This is a genomic window from Pseudarthrobacter sp. CC4 (assembly GCF_048957775.1).
Taxonomy (GTDB): domain Bacteria; phylum Actinomycetota; class Actinomycetes; order Actinomycetales; family Micrococcaceae; genus Arthrobacter.
In genome coordinates this window covers 1-20,489 of the sequence record NZ_JARCCZ010000033.1, presented here as the reverse complement: position 1 = coordinate 20,489, position 20,489 = coordinate 1, and the positions used below count along the sequence as shown (strand labels likewise).

Annotated in this window: 21 protein-coding genes; 11 read left to right on the top strand and 10 right to left on the bottom strand. The window is 66.2% G+C overall.

The annotated features are described in order from the left end of the window. Positions 1 to 2: 2 nt before the first annotated feature. The 5 genes from paaE to paaA are packed head-to-tail and all read right to left on the bottom strand — an operon-like array spanning position 3 to position 4,127. The gene (paaE, locus tag PV768_RS19125) at positions 3 to 1,244 is read right to left on the bottom strand and encodes a 1,2-phenylacetyl-CoA epoxidase subunit PaaE (RefSeq protein WP_157241412.1); all 1,242 of its coding nucleotides are present in this window, start codon (positions 1,242 to 1,244) and stop codon (positions 3 to 5) included. Positions 1,245 to 1,253: 9 nt separating this feature from the next. After that, positions 1,254 to 1,787 carry a 1,2-phenylacetyl-CoA epoxidase subunit PaaD gene (gene paaD, locus PV768_RS19120; protein WP_421093926.1) on the bottom strand — a complete coding sequence of 178 codons (534 nt, stop codon included), beginning with the start codon at positions 1,785 to 1,787 and terminating at the stop codon, positions 1,254 to 1,256. Positions 1,788 to 1,798: 11 nt separating this feature from the next. Then, positions 1,799 to 2,692, bottom strand: a complete 894-nt coding sequence (gene paaC / locus PV768_RS19115; RefSeq protein WP_421093904.1) for a 1,2-phenylacetyl-CoA epoxidase subunit PaaC — start codon at positions 2,690 to 2,692, stop codon at positions 1,799 to 1,801. Then, complete coding sequence (paaB, locus tag PV768_RS19110) at positions 2,689 to 3,069, bottom strand: 1,2-phenylacetyl-CoA epoxidase subunit PaaB (RefSeq protein ID WP_421093925.1); 381 nt, start codon at positions 3,067 to 3,069, stop codon at positions 2,689 to 2,691. Before paaB ends, paaC begins: the two co-directional genes overlap by 4 nt. A 53-nt stretch (positions 3,070 to 3,122) precedes the next feature. After that, on the bottom strand, positions 3,123 to 4,127 hold the full coding sequence (paaA, locus tag PV768_RS19105) for a 1,2-phenylacetyl-CoA epoxidase subunit PaaA (RefSeq protein ID WP_421093903.1): 1,005 nt from the start codon (positions 4,125 to 4,127) through the stop codon (positions 3,123 to 3,125). Between the two features lie 401 nt (positions 4,128 to 4,528). On the opposite strand from paaA, the gene PV768_RS19100 reads away from it, so the two are divergent. The 3 genes from PV768_RS19100 (at position 4,529) to PV768_RS19090 (ending at position 7,147) form a co-directional block, all read left to right on the top strand. Further along, positions 4,529 to 5,548, top strand: a complete 1,020-nt coding sequence (locus PV768_RS19100) for a hypothetical protein (protein WP_421093902.1) — start codon at positions 4,529 to 4,531, stop codon at positions 5,546 to 5,548. A 330-nt stretch (positions 5,549 to 5,878) separates the two neighbouring features. Then, on the top strand, positions 5,879 to 6,454 hold the full coding sequence (locus PV768_RS19095; RefSeq protein WP_421093901.1) for an iron transporter: 576 nt from the start codon (positions 5,879 to 5,881) through the stop codon (positions 6,452 to 6,454). A 63-nt stretch (positions 6,455 to 6,517) separates the two neighbouring features. Further along, the gene (locus PV768_RS19090) at positions 6,518 to 7,147 is read left to right on the top strand and encodes a hypothetical protein (RefSeq protein WP_421093900.1); all 630 of its coding nucleotides are present in this window, start codon (positions 6,518 to 6,520) and stop codon (positions 7,145 to 7,147) included. A 259-nt stretch (positions 7,148 to 7,406) separates the two neighbouring features. On the opposite strand, the gene PV768_RS19085 is transcribed toward PV768_RS19090, so the two are convergent. The 3 genes from PV768_RS19085 to PV768_RS19075 form a co-directional block, all read right to left on the bottom strand. Then, positions 7,407 to 7,979, bottom strand: a complete 573-nt coding sequence (locus PV768_RS19085; protein ID WP_421093899.1) for a hypothetical protein — start codon at positions 7,977 to 7,979, stop codon at positions 7,407 to 7,409. A 78-nt stretch (positions 7,980 to 8,057) separates the two neighbouring features. Next, positions 8,058 to 8,675, bottom strand: a complete 618-nt coding sequence (locus PV768_RS19080; RefSeq protein ID WP_421093898.1) for a hypothetical protein — start codon at positions 8,673 to 8,675, stop codon at positions 8,058 to 8,060. A gap of 25 nt (positions 8,676 to 8,700) precedes the next feature. After that, a complete protein-coding gene (locus PV768_RS19075; protein WP_421093897.1) occupies positions 8,701 to 9,465 on the bottom strand; it encodes a hypothetical protein in 765 nt (254 codons plus the stop codon). A gap of 411 nt (positions 9,466 to 9,876) precedes the next feature. On the opposite strand from PV768_RS19075, the gene PV768_RS19070 reads away from it, so the two are divergent. From PV768_RS19070 to PV768_RS19035, 8 genes are all read left to right on the top strand, one after another. Then, positions 9,877 to 11,154: a hypothetical protein gene (locus tag PV768_RS19070; RefSeq protein WP_421093896.1), complete on the top strand. Its 1,278-nt coding sequence runs from the start codon at positions 9,877 to 9,879 to the stop codon at positions 11,152 to 11,154. Positions 11,155 to 11,355: 201 nt separating this feature from the next. Continuing rightward, positions 11,356 to 12,075 (top strand): hypothetical protein, encoded by a 720-nt coding sequence (locus PV768_RS19065; protein WP_421093895.1) that lies wholly within the window; start codon positions 11,356 to 11,358, stop codon positions 12,073 to 12,075. A 37-nt stretch (positions 12,076 to 12,112) separates the two neighbouring features. Continuing rightward, positions 12,113 to 12,874 carry a hypothetical protein gene (locus PV768_RS19060; RefSeq protein WP_421093894.1) on the top strand — a complete coding sequence of 254 codons (762 nt, stop codon included), beginning with the start codon at positions 12,113 to 12,115 and terminating at the stop codon, positions 12,872 to 12,874. A gap of 35 nt (positions 12,875 to 12,909) precedes the next feature. After that, positions 12,910 to 14,235 carry a hypothetical protein gene (locus tag PV768_RS19055; protein ID WP_421093893.1) on the top strand — a complete coding sequence of 442 codons (1,326 nt, stop codon included), beginning with the start codon at positions 12,910 to 12,912 and terminating at the stop codon, positions 14,233 to 14,235. Between the two features lie 599 nt (positions 14,236 to 14,834). Continuing rightward, entirely contained in the window at positions 14,835 to 15,782 is a 948-nt protein-coding gene (locus PV768_RS19050) for a hypothetical protein (RefSeq protein WP_421093892.1), read from the top strand. 9 nt (positions 15,783 to 15,791) lie between these two features. Then, the gene (locus tag PV768_RS19045; RefSeq protein ID WP_421093891.1) at positions 15,792 to 16,859 is read left to right on the top strand and encodes a hypothetical protein; all 1,068 of its coding nucleotides are present in this window, start codon (positions 15,792 to 15,794) and stop codon (positions 16,857 to 16,859) included. Further along, complete coding sequence (locus PV768_RS19040; RefSeq protein ID WP_421093924.1) at positions 16,859 to 17,656, top strand: amidohydrolase family protein; 798 nt, start codon at positions 16,859 to 16,861, stop codon at positions 17,654 to 17,656. The genes PV768_RS19045 and PV768_RS19040 overlap by 1 nt, the downstream gene beginning before the upstream one ends. Next, positions 17,647 to 18,255 (top strand): hypothetical protein, encoded by a 609-nt coding sequence (locus PV768_RS19035; RefSeq protein WP_421093890.1) that lies wholly within the window; start codon positions 17,647 to 17,649, stop codon positions 18,253 to 18,255. The genes PV768_RS19040 and PV768_RS19035 overlap by 10 nt, the downstream gene beginning before the upstream one ends. Here PV768_RS19035 and PV768_RS19030 read toward each other — a convergent pair. Next, entirely contained in the window at positions 18,213 to 19,607 is a 1,395-nt protein-coding gene (locus PV768_RS19030; protein WP_421093889.1) for a sigma-54-dependent transcriptional regulator, read from the bottom strand. The genes PV768_RS19035 and PV768_RS19030 overlap by 43 nt on opposite strands. 767 nt (positions 19,608 to 20,374) lie before the next feature. Continuing rightward, on the bottom strand, positions 20,375 to 20,489 hold a 115-nt coding region (locus PV768_RS19025), incomplete at its 5' end, for an IS3 family transposase (protein ID WP_421093923.1).

Here is a 20,489-nt window from a genome sequence, read left to right as displayed (position 1 = left end):
ACTCAGACGTCGAAGTCGACGGTGACTTCCTTGCTGGTGGGGTGGCTCTGGCAGGTCAGCACATAGCCCTTGTCCAGCTCATCCTGCTCCAGCGCGTAGTTTTCGTCCATGGTGACGCTGCCGGTGACCACCTTGGCCCGGCACGTGCCGCACACTCCCCCGGCGCACGCGAACGGCACGTCCGGCCGGACCCGCAGCGCGGCGTTGAGGATGGACTCGCGGGCGTGGGTGGGGCTGGCCACCTCGCCCTGCAGGCCGTCCAGCTTGAACGTGATCTTGTACGTCTCCTTGGACTCGTCCACCAGCACGGGACGGCCCGCGTTGCCCTCCGGCTTGTCCGGCTTGCCGGACGTGAACAGCTCGAACCTGACGTTCTCCGGCTTCACGCCGCGCTCGGCCAGGGTGTCCCGGCACAGCTGCACCAGCTCGAACGGCCCGCACAGGAACCACTCGTCCACATCGTCCGCGTGGATGGCGGTGCCCAGCAGCTGCCGGAGCTTCTCCGAATCGATCCGGCCGGACAGCAGCGGGGCGATCCGCTGCTCGCGGGACAGCACATGGTGGATGGCCAGCCGCTGCGGGTACTTGTCCTTCAGGTCCGCGAGCTCCTCCAGGAACATCACGTCCATGGCGGCCTTGTTGGCGTAGATGAGGTCGAACCGGCACTCCGGGTTGGCGGCCAGCAGCGTGCGGGCGATGGCGATCACCGGGGTGATGCCGGAACCGGCGGCGATGGCCACGAAGTTGGCTTCCCCTTGGGAGGCGACGTCCCCCGCCAGCTCCTCCGGGTTGTTCATGGAGTTCATCCGGTTCTGCTCCACGGCCTGGCCGTCGCGGCCGTGCCGGGACACGAACGCGCCCATGGGGCTCATCACGTCCAGGGTGTCCCCGGCCTTCAGCTCGGCGTTGGCCCAGGTGGAGAACAGCCCGCCCAGGTCCTTCTTGATGGCCACCCGGATCTCGCTGGTGCCGTCCTCGAAGCTGCGCGGCTCGGCGCAGATGGAGTAGCTGCGGCGGATTTCCTTGGGCTCTCCGGTCTCGTCCGGCAGCGTGGTGCGCAGCGCCACGTACTGGCCGGGCAGGTAGTCGAACTGGCCGGCGAGCTCCGCAGGCACGTGGAAGGAGACCTCGATGGCATCCTCGGTGAGCCGGCGCACCTCCTTCACGGCGAGCGTGTGGAAGGACGGACGACGGCGGCCGGTGGCCTGCGCCTCTTCGGCGGCGGTCTGGCGGACAACAGGCATGGGGCTTCCTTACAGCACTTTGAAGTAGTCGAACGGTTCCTTGCAGTCCTGGCAGACGTACAGCGCCTTGCAGGAGGTGGAGCCGAAGCGGGTGAGCTCTTTGGTGTTCAGGCTGGCGCACTGCGGGCACTTGACGGCCATCTTCAGGCGGATGGGCCCGGCGTGCCGTGCCGCGTGGCTCATGCCCGTGGGCGGGGCGATGCCGTATTCCCGCAGCTTCTGCTTGCCGGCCTCCGTCATCCAGTCCGTGGTCCAGGCCGGGGCGAGCACCAGGTCCACCTCCACGTCCGCGTAGCCTTCCTTGGCGAACGCGGTCTTCAGGTCGTCGCGGATGGCGTCCATGGCCGGGCAGCCCGAATAGGTGGGCGTGATGGTGACCTTTACGTGGTCAGTCCCGTGTTCCTTCGTCACTGCGACATTCCGCAGGATTCCCAGGTCCTCGATGCTGAGCACCGGGATTTCCGGGTCCACCACGGTGGCCGCGATGCCCCAGGCCTTCTGCCGCGGCGTCCGGGTCCTCGACTCAAAGTCGGAAATGTACATGTCCATGACGGTCACCAGCTTGCTCCGGGGTGTTCGCGGGCCAGCACCTGCATCTCGGCCAGGATGTAGCCGAGGTACTCGGAGTGCCTGCCCTGCCGGCCGCCGCCGGGTGCGGCGGGAACGTCCGGGACCTCCAAACCGGCCTCGGCCAGGACTTCGCCGGTGAGCCGGTCAAAGTCCTCCTTGAGCGAGGAAGGCGCGACGGCGATGCCCGCCTCCGTGAGGCGGCCCGTCAGGTCGTCGTCCCGGAAGAGTTCCTCCACGTAGGGCCACATGATGCGCAGGCCATGGATCATCCGGGTGCGGGATTCCCCGGTGCCGCCGGCCAGGCGCAGGATCCACTGGGCGGCGTGGTCGCGGTGGTAGTCCACTTCCTTCACGGCCTTCGCGGCGATGGCGGCCAGGGTGGCGTCCTTTGATTCGGTCAGCTTGCCGTAGAGGAGGAACTGGTAGTAGCTCACCACGAACTGGCGGGCGATGGTGGCCGCGAAGTCGCCGTTGGGCTGCTCGAACAGCTGGACGCTGCGGAACTCGTGCTCGCGGCGGAAGTAGGCGAGGTCATCCTCGGACTTGGGCGTTCCGTCCTCGTTTGTGAGGGCGCCGCCGGCGTAGCTGAGGAAGGAGCGGGCGTGGCCCAGCTGGTCCAGGGCGATGTTGCCCAGGGCGATGTCCTCCTCCAGCTCGGGTGCGCGGGAAATCCAGTGGCCCAGGCGCTGGGCCAGGATCAGGGCGTCGTCGCCCAGGCGCAGCGCGTACTCGGCAGTGTCTTCGGACGGCTTGGCCAGGCCGGTGCGGACCTCGAGCGCGATGTCCTCCGGGCGGAGCGCGTTGCCGGGGGTGATGCGGGTGGCGGAGGCGTTGCTGTCGCCGGCCACGCCGGTGGAAATGTCGCCGTGGCCGCTCACAGGTGCTTCACCCCTTCGCTCTTGGTGTAGTACGTGGCGTGGCGGTAGTCCTTGCCCTGGGGCGACTCGAAGAACGAGCCCTTGGCGTCCGGATCGCTGGCGGCGATGGCATCCGCGGGGACAACCCAGATGGACACGCCCTCGTTGCGGCGGGTGTAGAGGTCCCGGGCATTGCGCAGGGCCATGGCGGCATCCGGTGCGTGCAGGGAGCCGGCGTGGACGTGGCTCAGGCCGCGGCTGGACCGGACGAAGACCTCCCAGAGGCCCCAGGCGGAGCGGTCGTGGTGCTCCTGCGGAGCGGGGGATGCCTTCGGGGCGTCGCGGTTGATTTCCGTTGCCGAGCTGGCGGGGGCTTCGGGGTTGCCGTGTGGAGCCATGGCGGCCGGGGTCCCCGGCCGAGCTTGCGAGGTTGGGGTGTCGACATGGAGGCTCATGCTGCGTATTCCTTCTGCTTGTTAAGCTGCTTTGCTGCATAGGCGGCCGCTGCCTCGCGGACCCACGCGCCGTCGTCGTGCGCCTGCCTGCGGCGCTCAAGCCGCTGGGAGTTGCAGGGGCCGCGGCCGGCGAGCACTTCGTGGAACTCGTGCCAGTCCAGCGGGCCGTGCTCCCACTTCTTCGTGTCCTCGTTGTAGCGGATCTGGTCATCCGGGAGGGTGAGGCCCAGGACCCTGACCTGCTCCACCATCATGCCCACGAAGCGGCTGCGGAGTTCGTCGTTGCTGAAGCGCTTGATGTTCCAGGCCATGGACTGCTTGGAGTTGGGCGAATCGTCATCCGGCGGGCCGAACATCATCAGGGCCGGGGCGTACCAGCGGTTCACGGCGTCCTGGGCCATCTCCTTCTGCGCGGGGGTGCCGTTGGAGAGTTCCAGCAGGATCTCGAAGCCCTGGCGCTGGTGGAAGGACTCTTCCTTGCAGATGCGCACCATGGCGCGGCCGTAGGGGCCGTAGGAGGCACGGCACAGCGGGACCTGGTTGCAGATGGCGGCGCCGTCCACCAGCCAGCCGATGGCGCCCATGTCCGCCCAGGTCAGCGCCGGGTAGTTGAAGATGCTCGAGTAGCGGGCCTTGCCGGCGATCAGCGCGTCCGTCATCTCGTCCCGGTTCTGGCCCAGGGTCTCGGCGGCGGAGTAGAGGTACAGCCCGTGGCCGGCCTCGTCCTGGACCTTGGCCATGAGGATGGCCTTGCGCTTCAGGCTGGGGGCGCGGGAAATCCAGTTGGCCTCCGGCTGCATGCCGATGATCTCGGAGTGGGCGTGCTGGGAGATCTGGCGCAGCAGGGTCTTGCGGTAGGCCGCAGGCATCCAGTCCCGGGGCTCGATGCGCGAGTCCTCGGCGATGACGCGGTCGAAGTTGGCCTGGCCCGCCGCGTCTGCCGTTTCGCTGGTTCCAGCCGTTCGCTCAGCCGGCACTGACTGCAAGTTCTGCGCTGCCATGGTTGCTCCTATGCAAAGACCTTCGGGGGCGGCCGGAATTATTTACCGACCGTTCGTTCAGGATATGCGGGAGCGCCGGACCCCGTCAAGCGCCGACGCCACCCTTGTGATGGTGCCGGTGGATGCCCGGCCGTTGACGGGGACCGCCCGAATCTCCTGCGAAAGGTGCGCGGCCACGGTCTGTAATGTCTACGAAATGTCCCGCCCGGCCTACACCGCGCACATATACTGGCCACGCCCTACCGGGCCTAATGACAGCCTAAGGTCTCCTCACGTCGGCGTTTGGGCGCCGCCGACTGCTCCCAGCCCGCACACAGTTTTCCTGCATCGCTCGACGCCGGGCCTCCATGAAACCGGTGTTTGCACGGACGTCGGATGCCGACTTCTAAGAACGGATGATCATGAGACGGTTCCTGGTATTGATGAGTGCTGTTGCGCTGGCCTGCCTTGGCATGCCAGCGCTGGTTCCTAGTACTGCCCAGGCTGCGCCGGGGCCCTGCATAGGCGCACCTGCAGCCGACGGGACGAGCTACGCCGAAACGCGGCAGTTCGTGGACACCCAGGCATGGTGGGTGCCGGAAGCGGATCAAGCGAACAACACCACCACCAACTCCGGCCACCTACACCTGGGGGCGTGCATACCTGAGCGCGAAACGATCAGTTCGGGCAACCTCACCATCAAAGTGAGGGTGGTTCTCCACGACAACCCCGGCAAGGCGAACTACGTCTCCATGGTGTTCAAAACCTCAGACAATGAAACAACCGTCCAAAAATGCTACCTGCGGGCCACTGCAGCAAACTTCAGCTGCCCGGGGCCTGCAAGCAACGGCAAAGGCGATTTTGTGTGCTCCGGCACCTGTGAGCGGTGGCTAACGTTCTCGCAGCCGATCTCTTCGTTCAACCATTCCGGCTTGCAGGAAGTCCGCTTCCGCGCGTTTGTCCCGGAGCCGGACGGCAAGCAAATGGTCGCCAGCTTCAACTGGCAGGTGGGCATCCAAAACGGAAAGTCCACGTCGAACGTCTCGAGGTACGCCTTCCTGCGCGGCAAGGGCTGGTACACGCACGCCGAGTACTGCGAGGCCTCGGTCCGCAGCCTCCCCCTTCCCGACGGCCCGGTTTCAGGCATCTGGACGCCAGTAGTGGGGCTCACCACCCATCCTGACGGCTCGCTCCCGGCCACCCGCTCATTCATCGCGATCGACCCGGACTTCCATGCTTCTCCGGCACGCCCCGGAACCGTGCTGCGGGACGCCGCCGGCCCCTACGGGCCCGAACCTTTTGGGGCCGCTCCCCTGTCCATTGACACCCGGACCCTGGCCAACGGCGTGCACAAGCTGCACCTGCGCACATCGTGCCGCGACAACACGCTGGGTTCAACCAACTCCGGCGTGACGGTGATTCCCTTCACGGTGGCCAACTGACGGCACCCGTGTCCGCCCAGTTCAGGGACGGGTAGCTGAAGGTGCTGGAGTAGCGGGCCTTGCCGGGCGAGTAGGCAAGGCCCGCTGCCTGCGGAAGCAACGCTCTCTCACTTGATGCGGCCTTTCGCCCAACGCTCCTGCACCCCGCCGTAACACTTAACCGAATTAGCGCATGGAAAGTTTGCATAATTCACCGGGACGGGTAATCTTCCTAATTAGGTAAGGCTAACCTTGGCGTACGCGGCAAGGCCCGCTGCCCTTGCCTACCCTCCCCATGCGGGGCTTATTAGCGTCCGCACTTGTTACGGCACCCCAACCAAAGGACTTACGTTGCTTCGTCATGCCCTGGCCGCAGTGGTCACCCCCCTTGCCCTCCTCGCCCTGACCGGTTGCGGCACCCAAGCCGCCGCCAACACCCAAGCCGCAAAGGAAGATGCGTTCACGGTTCCCGCCGGCGTTCAGGAGCAGTACCAGGTACTGGCCGATGAGCTTGCCGAAAAGGGCAAGACCGTCGAGTCCGGGGAATGGACCGTCAATCTGATCACCGAGGCGGCCGAGCCGTGGTTTGACGAGCATGGTACGCATTTCCGTGCGCCGGAAGCCGGCGAGACCCACCACATCGAGATCATCCCTGTTGAGGCCTCGACCGGCAGGATCGTCCCCGACGTGCCGATCACGCTGGAGGTGGTAGACGCCCAGGACAAGGTGGTCCAGTCGATGGAACTGAATTTCTACTACTCCACCTTCTATCACTACGCCAACAACTTCACCGTGCCGGAAGCAGGGACCTATACAGTGCGCGCCACCCTCGGCGTCCCCGCGTTCAACCGCCACGGCGAAGAGTCCGACACGCCGCCCCTGGTTGAGGGCACCACCGTGGAGTTCAAAGACGTCGAGCTGAGCTAGGTTCCACATGTCACTTTCCACCCTTTCGCGGCGCTATGGCGGGCGGCGAAGCCGGGTTCCGCGATGACAGGCGTGGCGCTCCGGCCGGGCACGCCGGAGGCGGGCGCGCCGGAAACAGGACCGGCGCGCCCGCCGGCACCGTTGTCACGCCGCCACAGGCAGCGACTGGTTTTCCTCGGGGTGCTGTGCACGGCCGGATGGCTGGCTTCGGTGCTCGTGGGGCATTATGTGGACTGCGGGCCGGAACTCCACCGGATCGGCCTTGCCGTTCACATCCTCGCCCTGGTGCTGTCGTTCGGCACCATCCTGGTGGTCGACTGGCTGGGACTGCTGTGGCTGCTCGGCAAGATGGAAATGCACGAGTCGGGGAAGCTGGAGGCCGCCGCAAAGCCGCTCATTTGGGGCGGCCTCGCCCTGCTGCTGGTCTCCGGCGCCCTGATCAGCCCTGACCTGACCAACACGGTCACAGTGGTCAAACTCGTGGCCGTCCTAGTGCTGATGCTGAACGGCCTCAGCATCGCACCGGCCATGCACCGGCTGCTTGCGCTCCCGCCGAGCACACGCTTCAGCGAGCTGACAAAGAGGCTGCGGCTTCGGCTCCTGATCGCACTGACCGTTTCCCAGACCTGCTGGTGGACTGCAGTGCTCATCGGCCTCATCAACAGCACGCTGCGTCGCTGGACCGGCGCCTGACCTGCTCTATCAATCCGGCCAATCCGGTACTTCCCCGCACCGGTGCGCACCGCCGTCGTGCGTTCCTGCCCGGTTACCTTCCTGGCACGGGGTGCGGCGCGCCGAGGACGACGGCGCGTCGCACCTCTGGACCGCCCTCGCCCGACAGCAACTGGGCAGGAACGTCCGCTGGGCCGCAAGCTCTCGCCTCCCTGGAATACTCAGTCCCAACAGGGCGGCCGCTGATACGGGCCGGCCCGGGCCGGAAGGGCTGGCCCCGTCAGCGCCCAGCCTCAAGTTCCTTGCCAGCGGCTTCCGCAAACTGTGTGGTGTGGTTTGTCATGTCCTCGTCAATCCCACCGAAATACGAGGCCGCTTCGTCGGTGCTATCGCCCAGATATTTCCATGCTTCGTCCAACTCCCGTGCGATGGATTGCTTGGCTTCTTGGACGGGCGCCGTGGCGATGACTTGCACCTTCCAGCACGCGGCAACTGCATTGTCATAGTCCGATTTGGCTTCTTCGAGGACCGCTTTGGCCTCTGGCGTGTCCTGGGCATTGAGCTGCGCCAGGCTGTTGTATCGCGTAGCCGACAACTGGAAGGCTTGCGCATCACCCAGGAGGCCCGAATACACAGCCACCCGTTCTGCAAGAAAGAAAGCATGACGGCTTCTCTCGGCTTCCGCTGACGTGGACATCGCCGCCGCGAGGAAGGTGAAGATACCGCCAACGAGCGCACCTAACAGAGCGCCCGCTGCTCCCCAGAAACCACTGCTGTTGAGCAAGTGGTTCAGCGGTGAGGGCGTCTTGTCACCGCCAGAGGCGGCTGCCCCGTCCGAAACCACAGATTCCATCCGCTGACCCTTCCCTGGGAAACTGACGCACCCCGTTGACATGGCAAGGTGCATGAGATGAGACACGGGCCGGACCAATCACCGTCGCTGCGAGCCGCTTAAAGTCGCCGAGGGTGCCTGACCAGGCGTACCGGAAGATGTTGGTGTATCAGTCATCGAAGTCGAAGGTGTTGACGTAGCAGTAGTTGAAGTCTCAGGCGGTGACGGTGTGCCTGTGGAGATGGTGACAGGTGTAGGTGAAATGGCCTGAACGGGTGCGTCAGCACTCGAGCTTGCGGCAAGTGGGACTGAAATCCGCTTCGTGGTCGCATTCGGCACATTCTGCTTCGTAACGGCCACGTCCAATGTGGTCTGCCTGGCACCCTCAGCCAACCACTCACCGCGCACCGTGCAAGTCTGGCCTGGCTTGAGAATTGTCCTGCACCCATTGATTTCTATCTTGAAAGCGGTCTTGTTCAGTCCAACATCAGGCACGATATCCGAGCCGGTGTCATTCACGACCTCAAAAGACTCGATGGTGCCAGCTTCGACGCTGCTGCCGTCACCGCCAGGTAGAAACAGCCAGTTCTCATCGCCAATTTTCACGCGATTTACCACCGAAACGGGTGCAGCTGAACTGACGCCGTTGCCGCCGGATGGAGGATTCCCCGCACAGGCGCCCAGTGCAATAGGGAGAATAGCCGTCAACATTGCCATAGACGTGGTCCTACGTCCCATTTAATTAACCTTCTCCCGGCTCGAATTCAACACGGTATTCTGGACTTTCTTCCAGAACAATTGCGGCACCGGCCGTGCGTGACCACCCTTCGGATAGCAGGAAGTATTTCCCGGAACTCAGCGTCACGAACCTGAGCCCGGTGTACTTGAACCCGTACTTCGACCCGGGAACCAAAATGCGCTCTTCCTTGACGGAGCTTCCCATCGCGAGGGACTGGACACTGTAGACCGTCACTGAGGGACGCTTAGCCAAATCCCGCGCATATTCCTTGGACCTGCCCGTACCCAGCGCTCCGGCGTATGACGAACAGGCCCAGAACAAAGCCACAACCACCAGCAGGACAACGGACACATAGCCAAGCTTCTCCCACATCGGCAAGCGCCTCAGCCTTTGATCGCCCAGCGCTGTTCGCCGAAGAACCCAGAAAGCGTATGCGCTGCCAGCGGTTCCGCCACCCAGGGCAGCGGGTTCAAAAAGGAAGGAGGTGCCAAAGGGTAGTTCATCGAACATCGACCACACTGCAAGTGAGGTGACAAATGCTCCCACCAGTAGTACTAATCCAGCGCATATTTGAACATATCCAAAACCAATCGCCCGCCGAATGACATTGACTGTAAGAGCATGAACTCCTACACACAGAACCGAGATAAGCAGGATTACTATCGCGGGAACGATCAATGCGTCCGCACTTCTAAGCAAATAATCCACGGTTGAATACTCGAGGACACTCTGGTCAATGCCAAAATATGCGGTGCGAGTAGCAGTCATGGTCCAGCCGAACCAGAATGACAGAGCGGTGGCAACGGTGGTGAGGGGTGCAATAATGGCGAACCATTGCAGGACGGAATGACTCAGGTCCGCACCGTTTGTGGTTGGTGCCGTCCGCGATGTAGAACGAAGCCGGCCTGATTCAGGTGTGCGTATGCGAAGCCCCCGGCCGAGCCTAAGGCTTTGCTTGCTGCCAGGGATCTTGCCCGGACTCACTGGTCGTCTCCAAAATCTTCTTCTCGCTGAGCACGTCTTCAGTTGCTCATACACGTCGTTACTACGGCGTTACCGAAGAAGGGACGCCGGGTCATTGGACCGAGTTGGTGTCACCCCACGCTAGGGCCGCACCTGTGCTTCCGTACGCTCCCGTAGGAACTTCCGTTGCCCGGTGCACGGAGGCTAGCCTGAGCCATGGTCACTGTGGGACCGGCAGGCCAGGGCATGGAGCTGCGGGCGGGGCTCGCCACTGAGCTGCGCGCCTTGCCCGGCCTGCTGAAAGCATTGGGCATGCTGGAAATGACCCATTTGGAAGTGCAGCAGGCCACCGAGAACTGCCTGGCCGAGAACCCGATGCTGGAGCGGATGGACGGCCATCCGTGCCCCGGCTGCGGCCGCCATGTCCAGTCCGGCTCCTGTTACCGCTGCCGGGACAAGGGAGCCACCCTGCACTACCAGGACGGGCCCGAGCCGGGCATTGACCCGTTCAGCACCCTTGAAGCAGATGCCGGGCTGGAAGTGCGGCCGGACTCCCGCGGTGCCCTCGAATACGTGATGGGACACCTGACGCAGCGGGGCACCCTGGACGCGGAGCCGGACGAGATCGCGGAGTTGCACGGGCTGGAGACCGTTCAGGTCCAGGAAGCCCTCCGGGCCCTCCGCGCCGTGGGGCCGCCCGGCATCGGGGCAGCGAGCGTCACCGCCCTGCTGGCCGCCCAGGCCGAGGCGCTGGTGGAGGCGGGCGAGGCGCCGGCCTGGCTCCCCCGACTGGTCGGCGACCACCTTGGCGACCTTGCCGCGGGAAGCACTGCCGACGTCGGACGCGCCCTGCAGATCCCGGAAGAGCAGGTCCGGAAGGGACTCGCCATCATCAAGGAACGGCTGAGGCCGTTCGCCGCCGCGGAGACCGGCCGGACAGACGCCGCCCCCACCGCCGACGTGTTCCTCTACCGCGGGCCCGACGGGTCCCTGGAGGTGGAGGTGCCCGCGAGCGCCTGGTTCGGTCTCAGGCTGGTGGAGCTATCCGACGGCGTGAAAAGGGCTCCCGAGGCGAAGCAGTGGCTGGCGGAGCACGAACTTGCGGCGCAGCGGCACATCTACCAGGTTGACCGCCGGGCCAGCGTCCTGCTCCGCATCACCGAATGCGCCGTGGCCCGGCAAAAGGATTTCCTGGACCACGGCGACGGGCACCACCGGCCGCTCACCCGCACCGCAGTGGCGGAGGAAATCGGCGTGCACCCCTCCACCGTCAGCCGGGCTGTCCGCGGGAAGCGGCTGCGGCTGCCCTCCGGCGCGGTTGCCGATCTTTCCTGCCTGTTCGGCAAGGGCCTGGCCCCCAGGGCTGCCCTGCAGGGGCTCCTCGACGCCGGCCCGGAGCGCATGTCCGATGAAATGCTCCGCGAAATGCTGAGCCAGCAGGGCTTCAGCATCGCCCGGCGGACCGTCACCAAGTACCGCCACTCCCTCCAGTAACCGGAGCCCGCCGCGAACCTGCGTTCGCGGGAGCGAACCCGGCTTCGGCTCCGCGGTGCCGCGGATGCGCCGACTGCCAGCGATCCGCCCCTCCCCGAAGCACCCGTCCGTGTTGGCACGAATTGTGCAGTAGGAGGGGTATGCGGTGTTCCGCGAGGGTGTCCCCCAAGGCACCTGCAAGCATCCGGGAAGGAAATACTCATGCACGACATCGACAGGGCCCTGTTCGAAGGCCAGGACGAAGGCACCTGGGGCGAGGTGATGGATGAAGAATCCGGCTTCTCCTTCGAAGGCGAACAATCCCCGTTCCAGGCGGAAGAGTCCAGTGAGGACAGCGCCGGCGAATTCTGGGGCGAGACCGACAGCCAGGAGATGGATGAACTGTCCCTGGCCGCTGAACTGCTGGCCGTCAGCGACGAAGGCGAGCTGGACCAGTTCCTTGGCAGCCTGGCCAGGCGGGCCGTTTCCGCTGCCCGCGACTTCGCCGGATCCGACGCCGGCAGGGCCGTGGGCAACATCCTGAAGTCAGCGGCGCGGAAAGCACTTCCCCAGCTCGGCCAGGCCGTGGGCAACTACATCGTCCCCGGCGCCGGCGGACAGGCCGGACGGCAGGTGGGCAAGTGGCTCGGCAGCAGGTTCGAAACAGGGCTCCAGCTTGAGGGCCTCTCGCCGGAGGACCGCGACCTGGAGACCGCCCGGGCGTTTGTCCGCTTCGCCACCTCCACGGCCCAGCGCGCAGCGTCCATGCCCAAGAGCGTCCCCGGCCCCCTCGCCGCGCAGAAGGCCGCAACCGCCGCGGCCCGCCAGCACCTTCCGGGGCTGCTGAAGCGCCCCGGCCAGGCCGGCTCCCCTGCGAAACCTGCGAACAGCGGCCGCTGGGTCCGCCGGGGCAACAACATCGTGATTATCGGCGCCAGATAACCCCACCCACAGAACAACCGAGCCAAAGGACATTGACATGAGCACCAACTACTACGCAGGCGAGACTGAATCGGCTTTCCCCTGGGCGCAGGAGGAAGAGGACGAAGGCAGCTTCAGCGGCTATGAAGGCGAACAGGACAACGAGGAAAACCTGGAGTCCGAGCTGGCCATGGAGCTGCTCAGCATCAGTTCGGAGGAGGAGCTGGACCAGTTCCTGGGAAAGCTCGCCCGGAGCGTGGTGCGGAACGCCTCCAAGTTCGTCAAATCACCCATCGGCAAGGCCCTGGGCGGTGCCCTGAAATCGGTGGCCAAGAAGGCGCTGCCCATCGTGGGAGGCGCGATCGGCTCCTTCGTTGCTCCCGGCGTCGGCACTGCCATTGGAAGCAAGCTCGGCTCCCTGGCCGGCGGGCTGCTCGAGGCCGAGGAGGCCGAGTCGATGGATGAAGCGGAGGCCGAGGAGGAAGCGGCCCGCCGCTACGTCCGGTTTGCCCGGGCCTCCTACCGCAACGCCGCCCGCACCCCTGTGTCCGTGCCGCCGGCCGCCGCTGCCCGCGCCGCCGCCACCAGCGCGGCCCGGCGGTACGCACCGTCCCTGCTGCGTTCCCGCCGCGCCGCGCGGCGCAGTTACCGCGGCGGAACCCGGATCTACGGCGACCAGTATGCAGGTGCCGTGTGGGGCGCCCCGGACGAAGGCTGGGACAGCCAGTCGAACGGCGGCTCGAACGGCAACTCAAACGGCGGCGCCGATGAAGGCCGGTGGATCCGCCGTGACGGACGCGTCATCCTCCTCGGCGTGTGACGGCGCAGGCGACGGGCAGAAGGGAGGCGAGCCGGATGGACACAAAGACCCTCAGCACCAGCCTGATCGAGAGCGAAGCAACCGGCCTGCTGACCCGCTTGGACCAGGTGAAGCCGTTCGTCATGCACGAAACGATGGTCCTCGCCGCTGCCCTGCCCCGGGACGCCCAGCTGCTGATCGAACGGTTCCTCCACTCCGGGCGCAACGACCTCCGCCGGCAGCTGGCATCCTTCCTGGACTGGCTGCACGACGAGGGACAGTTCGCCACGGCCGCCGAGCAGCAGCACCGGTTCGTCCTCATCCGCCTGCAGTTCAACGTGGTCCTGGCCCAGTTCGATCTCTTCACCGAAGTGGTGACCCAGCGCAGCGAACACTCCACCGGCGTGTGGCTCTCCGGGCTGGACATCCTCGCGCAGGATGCGCTGCGGGTTGAAACGTCCGACGACGGCGACACCAGGCTGGTGGTCTACCTCGCCAGGGGTGCGGGTGCTGCGATCCGCCGGGCCAAAACCCGGCTCCCCGGGGGCAAGCCAAATCCCGTGGGCATCATCCGGCTTCCCCGGGAGCGGATGATCGGCAGCGGGATCGCCTCGTCACTGGTCCATGAAGTGGGGCACCAGGGCGCGGCGCAGCTGGAACTGGTCCCCTCCCTGCGCGCCGAGATCGAGCGGCACACCACCGGGAACCCGGGCGGCGCATGGGAGGCGTTCTCCCAGTGGGTCAGCGAGATGGTGGCGGACCTGTGGTCCGTGGCCACGGTGGGCATCACCTCGACCATCGGGCTGCTGGCCGTGGTGAGCCTCCCGCGCTATTTCGTTTTCCGCCCCAGCGGCACCGACCCGCACCCCATGCCGTACCTGCGGGTGCTGATTTCCGCCGCCATGGGAAACGCCCTCTACCCGCACCCCCAGTGGCAGGAACTCACCAGGGTCTGGAAGGCGATGTATCCGCTTGCCGGCCTGCCGGCCGAACACGCCGCCTGGATCCGGAACTGCGAAGCCCGGATCGGGGACCTCGTTGAGCTGCTGCTGACGCACCCCGTGCCGCTGGCAGACGGCCGCGAACTCGGCTCCATCTTCCCCCTCGGCGAGCGCCAGCCCGGGCAATTGCTCCGCCTCCACCAGGCATGGGGCGACGACTTCGGCGTCATGGCACGGCAGCGGCCGGCCCTGGTGTTCGCCGTCCTGGGCCAGGCCAAGGCGGCCGGACGCATCACGGCAGCGGACGAAAGCTCCCGGCTGTCCTCGCTGCTGACCGCCTGGGCAGTCCGGGGCAGCCTCGACGTCCTGGGCTCCCCGGCGCCTGTCCGGGGACATTCACCGCACACCTTCACCACAACAGCACCAACCATTAGGAGATAGCCATGGAATTCACCCGACAACCGATATCGCCAGTGTTTGCGCGTCAAGAAGTAACCTTCGGCTTCCAGCTCGAAGATTGGGAAAAAGATACAGGCAAATATGATTTCCGTATTCTGGACGACGCAGGCAAGCCGATCCCATTTGCCGGCGAAGCGGGTGGGACTCTGACTCACACTATGGAACCAGGTACTACCTTCAGGCCTACAGCACGGTTTCCTGGCCCGGGCACCTACACGGTTCAAGTCAAACCCCCAGGGAAGGGGTGGACGGCTCTTGACGTCATAAAGGTCGACCCTCCAGACGAAGCCCCCATCCTCAAGGTGGCCCTCGAACCCAACGCGAAACCCAGCAGCACGCACGCGCATTTGTGGACCTTTATCCAGAGCGTGGGAAAGAACATCAGGTTTGAGCGGTTCACACGGTTTGCCGGACACAATGCAGCGCGTCTTACGGACTTTCCGGGCTACGGATCGTTGACCTACGAAAAACTTCACGACCTGGCAACGGAGTTTGTTACCCAATCAGCCCTCGGCTACACGTTCGGCCCGCGCGATTGGGAAATCGGGAAAGGCCAGGAGGCGGCGATCAGAGGCTCATACGTGAGCGAGGAGCGGGACGACCAGCCGGCAGCGTTCCCGCCAGGATTCGCTGAAAGCAGCCAGTACCCCCTGCGGCTCGTGCCGTTTACAGAGCTGATTTACGTGTACTGGCTGGAGGAAGGCATGTTGTTCCAGTCCCTGAACAGGATCCTGGCCCGCTTCCAGAACCGCCGTGCGGTACCGGCCGGGGATCCGCTCTCCCGGCTAGCGGTCAGCCCGCTCCTGCCGCTGCGGGGACTCCTGTGGGGGCTCGCGGAAGCGGAAAAGGACCGCCTCTCCCTGCGGCGCCGCGCTGCCGAGTACGAGTACCAGTACGGTCTGCAGCTGATCGGTCGCGCCATCCCGCCGGCTGAACTGCTGGTGGAGCGCAGGACCCAGTTCCTGCAGGCGTTCCACAGCCTTCTGAACGAATGCCATCACTTCTACAAGGAGCACAACGACAAGACGGTGGACGCGGATGCCTTTCCCCTGCTCAGCAGCCTGCGGGAACTTCACCTGGTCCTGGCGAACGGGGCCAACAACCAGTTTGCCGATCTTTCTGTCACGGCCCGCATCGAAACCGTCGAAGTGCAGTGGATGCTCGCACAGCCGGAAATGCGCGAGTTCCTGGGCGGCCGCACGATGGTCCCCTACGACGAACCGTGGATGGACCGGGTGGACACCATGAAGTCGATCCAGGGCTGGTCGGACGCGAGTATCACGCACTTTTACGACCTGGCTCTCCACGGCGAGCAACTCCTGCTGTCCGTCCGCCACGGGCGCTGGAACGAATCCGACATGGACGGCGACGACGCGGAGAACTGGGCCCTCGTGTGGAAGCCGTCCGTCCAGCGCTACATCCACGCCTACCGTGCCGTCACCGGCGTGGACCTCAGTGAGCGGGTGGACACCACCATGCCGTCCACGTTGCTGCAGCGCCGGCTGGCCCAGAAGCTCGTCCGGTACTGAGGCGCGGAGATGTCCGCAGCATCCGGAAGGGCCGACGGCGGGGCGGACTTCACGTCCGCGCTCTTCCTGGGCCAGCACCACCCCAGCGCCGGCTTCCGCCCATGGACAGAGTTCACCACGGGCGTCCCGGCGGCGCTGCGGGAAGTGCCGGAAGCCGGAATGCTTGCGTCGGAGATCGCCGAACGGCAGCAGGCCGCGTCCGGACTGGTGGCCCGCTCGGCCCTGCACGGCCTGATGGACGTGCTGCAGGCACTCCCCCGCCCGGGGGACCTGCTCCTGGTGGATGAAGGTGCGTACCCTCTCTCCCAGTGGGCCTGCAAGGCCGCCCAGTCCCGCGGCGTACGGATGGTGACCTTCCCGCACTTCCGGCCGCCCGCCGTCGTACCCCGTACCAGGACGTGGGTGCTGACCGACGGCTGGTGCCAGGGGTGCGGCCGGCCGGCCCCGCTCGCCGCGATGCAGTCCCTTGCCGGGCAGACCGGCGGCCAGGTGATCGTGGACGATTCCCTGGGTTTCGGCGTCCTGGGGCGGCGGTCCGCGGAGGGCAGCTTCGGGGACGGAACGGGGACGCTGCGGTGGGCCGGGTTGAAGCACGACGGCGTGGTGTGGCTTGCGTCGCTGGCGAAGGCGTACGGGACCCCGGTCACGGTCATCACCGGGGAGCGCGGGGCCATCAGCAGGCTGGCACGGCTCGGCGGCAACCGCCTGCACAGCAGCCCGCCGTCGGCAGCCGATCTCGGCGCGGGCCTCAGCGCCCTCGGCAACAGCCGCATTCCCCGCCTGCGTGCCCGCCTGTTCCGGCTCACGCTGTGGCTGCGGCAGGCCTTGAACGATCTGGGCCTGGCCCCGTTGGGGCTGCCGTTCCCCATCGTGGGAACCCGCACGGATTCGCTCCTGCAGGCACGGCGGTGGCGGAACGGCCTCGCAGCCCGGGGCGTGCAGGCCCTGGTGCAGCTGCCCCGCTGCCAGCCCGGCGCCCTCTTGTCCGCGGTGGTACGGGCGGACCACTCGCAGGCGGACCTTGACCGCCTGGTCCGGGGCCTCGCCCAGGTCACCCGGGACAGGCGGGCGGCGTGATGCAGCACCTGGTCATCGACTCGCACGTGCACGTAGGCACCGCCGGCGTTCCGCTGGGGCCTGCCGACCCGGAAACGTCCTTCGCCCAGTGGCAGGCCCGGGCCGCCGCCGCCGGGATTTCCGGGGCGGTGCTGATGGCAGCGCCGGTGCGGACGTATGCGGCGGCCAACCGCGCCGTCGCGGAGCTTGCCGGGCGCGATCCCGGCAAGTGGCTCTGGTACGTGTTTGTGAACCCCGCCAGGGACCGGGGACGGGTGGGCGCCGTGGTGGCTGCCGCCGTCGGACATCATGCCTGCGGGATCAAGGTGCACTGGTCCGACGCGATGGCCACGGACGAAGTGGCCGATGCCGCAGAACGCCACCGCCTGCCCGTCCTGTTCGACCCCGGCGGGGACGTGCAGCGGGTGGCCTACCTGGCCGGGCGGCACCCCAATGTGCCGTGGATCGTGCCGCACCTGTCCTCCTTCGCCGATGACTGGCGTGCCCAGAAGCGGCTGATCGGCCTGCTGGTGCGGCTGCCCAACGTCTTTACCGACACGTCCGGGGTGCGGTACTTCGACCTGCTGGAGGAGGCCGTTGCCCGCGCCGGCGCCCACAAGGTGCTCTACGGCAGCGACGGGCCGTACCTGCATCCGGCCCCGGAGCTCGCCAAGATCTTCGCGCTTGGCCTGATGCCCGAAGACCGGGACCTTGTCCTGGCCGGCAACATCCTGCGGCTGACCGGTCCGGCCCGGAAGGCCGCCGGCGCCCGCCGTAATGTCACAACGCATTCCAGGAGGACTGAAGCATGGCCATGACCACGTTGGGTAAGGGACCCGAAACCATCACCGATGCGGGCCTCGCCGAGATCAAGCCGGACAACCCTGCGGCCATCAGGAAGGGGCTGAACCAGCTACGCGACTACGTAAAGCAAAGCAAAGCGGCGCGCAGCCGGGCCGGTGCACCCCGGCAGGCCTGGATGCAGGGAAGCGAGCCGGAACGGAATTCGATCTGGCTGGTCACGTACTCACCCTGGTCCGCGAAGCCCGGCCCTCCCACCCACGTGCGCGTGTTCGCCCACCAGGTGAACGGCAGCGAACTGGTGAAGGGCAGTTCCCTGCCCGGCCTTGACCGCCTGATCCTGTCCCGCCGCGAGCTCCCGAAAGTGGAGCTGCCGAAGATGATCCCGTTTCCCCACCCCAAGAAGGCCGATCTGTTCGGCCTCACCGTGGAATCGTATGTGCGGGACGCCTTCGCCCAGGCCTACAAGCGCCCCCGGCAACGGCCCCAGCGGCTGGGACGGAAAGGCCCGGACGTCCTGTGGCGCGAGCTCGAAGAACTGTTCCGTGAACTGGCGGAGGAAACGGGCGACGGTTACTGGCGCGAGGTGGCGGACGAGCTGTCCTCGGGGGTCTGACACGCGCCGTCCGGGCCGGTTTTCCTGGCCTGCCGCTGCTGGATGGCCCGGTCGGTGAGGCCCAGCATGGCGGCAGCGGAGTGCACATTTCCGCCGCTCCGCTCCACTGCCACCTCCACCGCCGCCTCCGCCGCGCGTTCCTTGATTTCGCGCAGGCCCAGGCCGCGGTCCACGGCTGAGGCCACCGCGGCCCTGAAGGGATCGCCACCTGCCGCTGTTCCCGCGGCCGGGGCGGGATGCGTGGAGACGGGCCGGTCCTCCCGGGGCAGGTCGCCCGGAGTGATGGCGCCCGGACCCACGTGGCGGGCGGCAATCCGGAAGGCCAGCTGGCGCAGGTCGCGGAGGTTGCCCGGGTAGGCCCTGCGCAGCAGCACGTCCTGGACCGAGCTGTCCACGTCCGGATCCGCAGGTGAACCACTGACCTCCCGGCAGAACCGGGCAAAGAGGGACAGGATGTCCTCCACCCGTTCCCGCAGCGGCGGCATGGTGACCATCGAGGCGGCGATCCGGTGGTACAGGTCGGCGCGGAAGCTGCCGGCCGCCACCTCACCCTTGAGGTCCCGGTTGGTGGCACAGATGAGCCTGAATTTGCTGTGCAGCCACTTGTCGCCGCCGACGCGTTTATAGGTGCCCTCCTGGACCACGCGGAGCAGTTCGGGCTGCAGGTCAAGCGGCAGTTCCCCCACCTCGTCCAGGAACAGGGACCCCTGGTCCGCCCCTGAGCACGCTCCGGTCCGGACACTCACGGCACCTGTGAATGCCCCGCGCTCGTGGCCGAAAAGCTCGCTCCCCATCAGGGTGGGCACAATGGTGGTGCAGTCCACGGTCACCAGGTTGCCGCGCTGGTGGCTGACGGCATGGGCCACCCTGGCCGCCAGCTCCTTGCCGGTCCCCGTTTCGCCCTGTATCAGGATGGGGCCGTGCCCGAACCGCGCCGCCACCACGAGGTCCCGGAGCGCGGACCTGAAGGCGGGACTGTTGCCGGTCAGTTTTTCCCGGACCGCAACCGAATCGAGGACCGCTTCAACATCCTGGATCCGCTGCATCCACGCCGATACCGCCGGTACCTGCCCCTGCCACGCAATGCATTCCGCTGCGCCGGCGTCCAGCACGGGCCAGGGCTTCAGCTTGCCGCCTGGAGGCCCGATGACCATCACCCGGCTCCGGCCATACTCGGCTGCCCCGAGTGCAGCCCTCAGGTCCTGGGAATCCGATGCGGAAAAGATGATGCCGGCGCTTGAGCCGCCGCCCGCGGCATCGGATTCCGCCAGGGCCACACCTCCTGCGCTGAGCGCGGCGATCGCCTCCCGGGCCCACAATTGCTGCCCTGTGAGATCGATCAGCCACGGCATAACACTGATCCCCTTCACATGAGGCACCCCAGGAACGAATGCAAAGACGCGAGACATATGATCATCCGCCGCGTTACGGGGGCGTTACAGTCCACGCTGCAGCTCGGCGAATGAGCCAGCTGAAACCGGTATTCCTGCGGACATGGAAGCGCCCCGATGTTATTGGGGGATACATCGGGGCGCCTGGAAAAAGCATAGGTCCGGGGTTTATTCAAATCAAATGCCAAACTCGTACGGCGGGGCGAAGGATATGGCCCAACCCCCAATAGGATTCCGAGGCCATATCCCCGCCGGTCCGCGGGTCCCTGCAGGGGCGCGAAAACGATGTTTTCTGCACAGTGGATCCCATGGCGCCGGCGTACCTGCGCACGATGGCGAGGTGCCTATTGGCGGGGGGTGGAGGGCAGTCGTGGCCATGCGGACGGCGGCGCGGTCACAGACGGGACCCCCGGGAAACACTGAGAGGCCGCTGCATGACCTCTCAGAGAATACCAAGTCGGCGGCCCTGCGTGAAACGTCACCGCTCCGCCCGGCTGACGCGGCAGCCGCGCGCCGTCGTCGTGCGTTCCTGCCCGGGCGCCCTCCCCGCCCCCGTGCAACGCGCCGCGAACGACGGCGTGTCCCGCTTTCGGAGGGTGTCTCCCCGAAGCAACTGGGCAGGAAGGTGCGGCTGGCCGCCAAACGCTCGATCACTTACTGCGGCTTTTTCCCGAACGCTCTTTCACCTCTGAACTGGTCCCCGGAAGTTGGACTGGCCAAATAGGATCCTAAGCTGCGAGGGCCTGGGCACGGTATTGGACCGGGCTCAGGCCCTTGAGCTTTGTTGAGATTCTTTTGGTGTTGTACCAGTGGATGTATTCCTCGACGGCGGTTGCCAGGGCG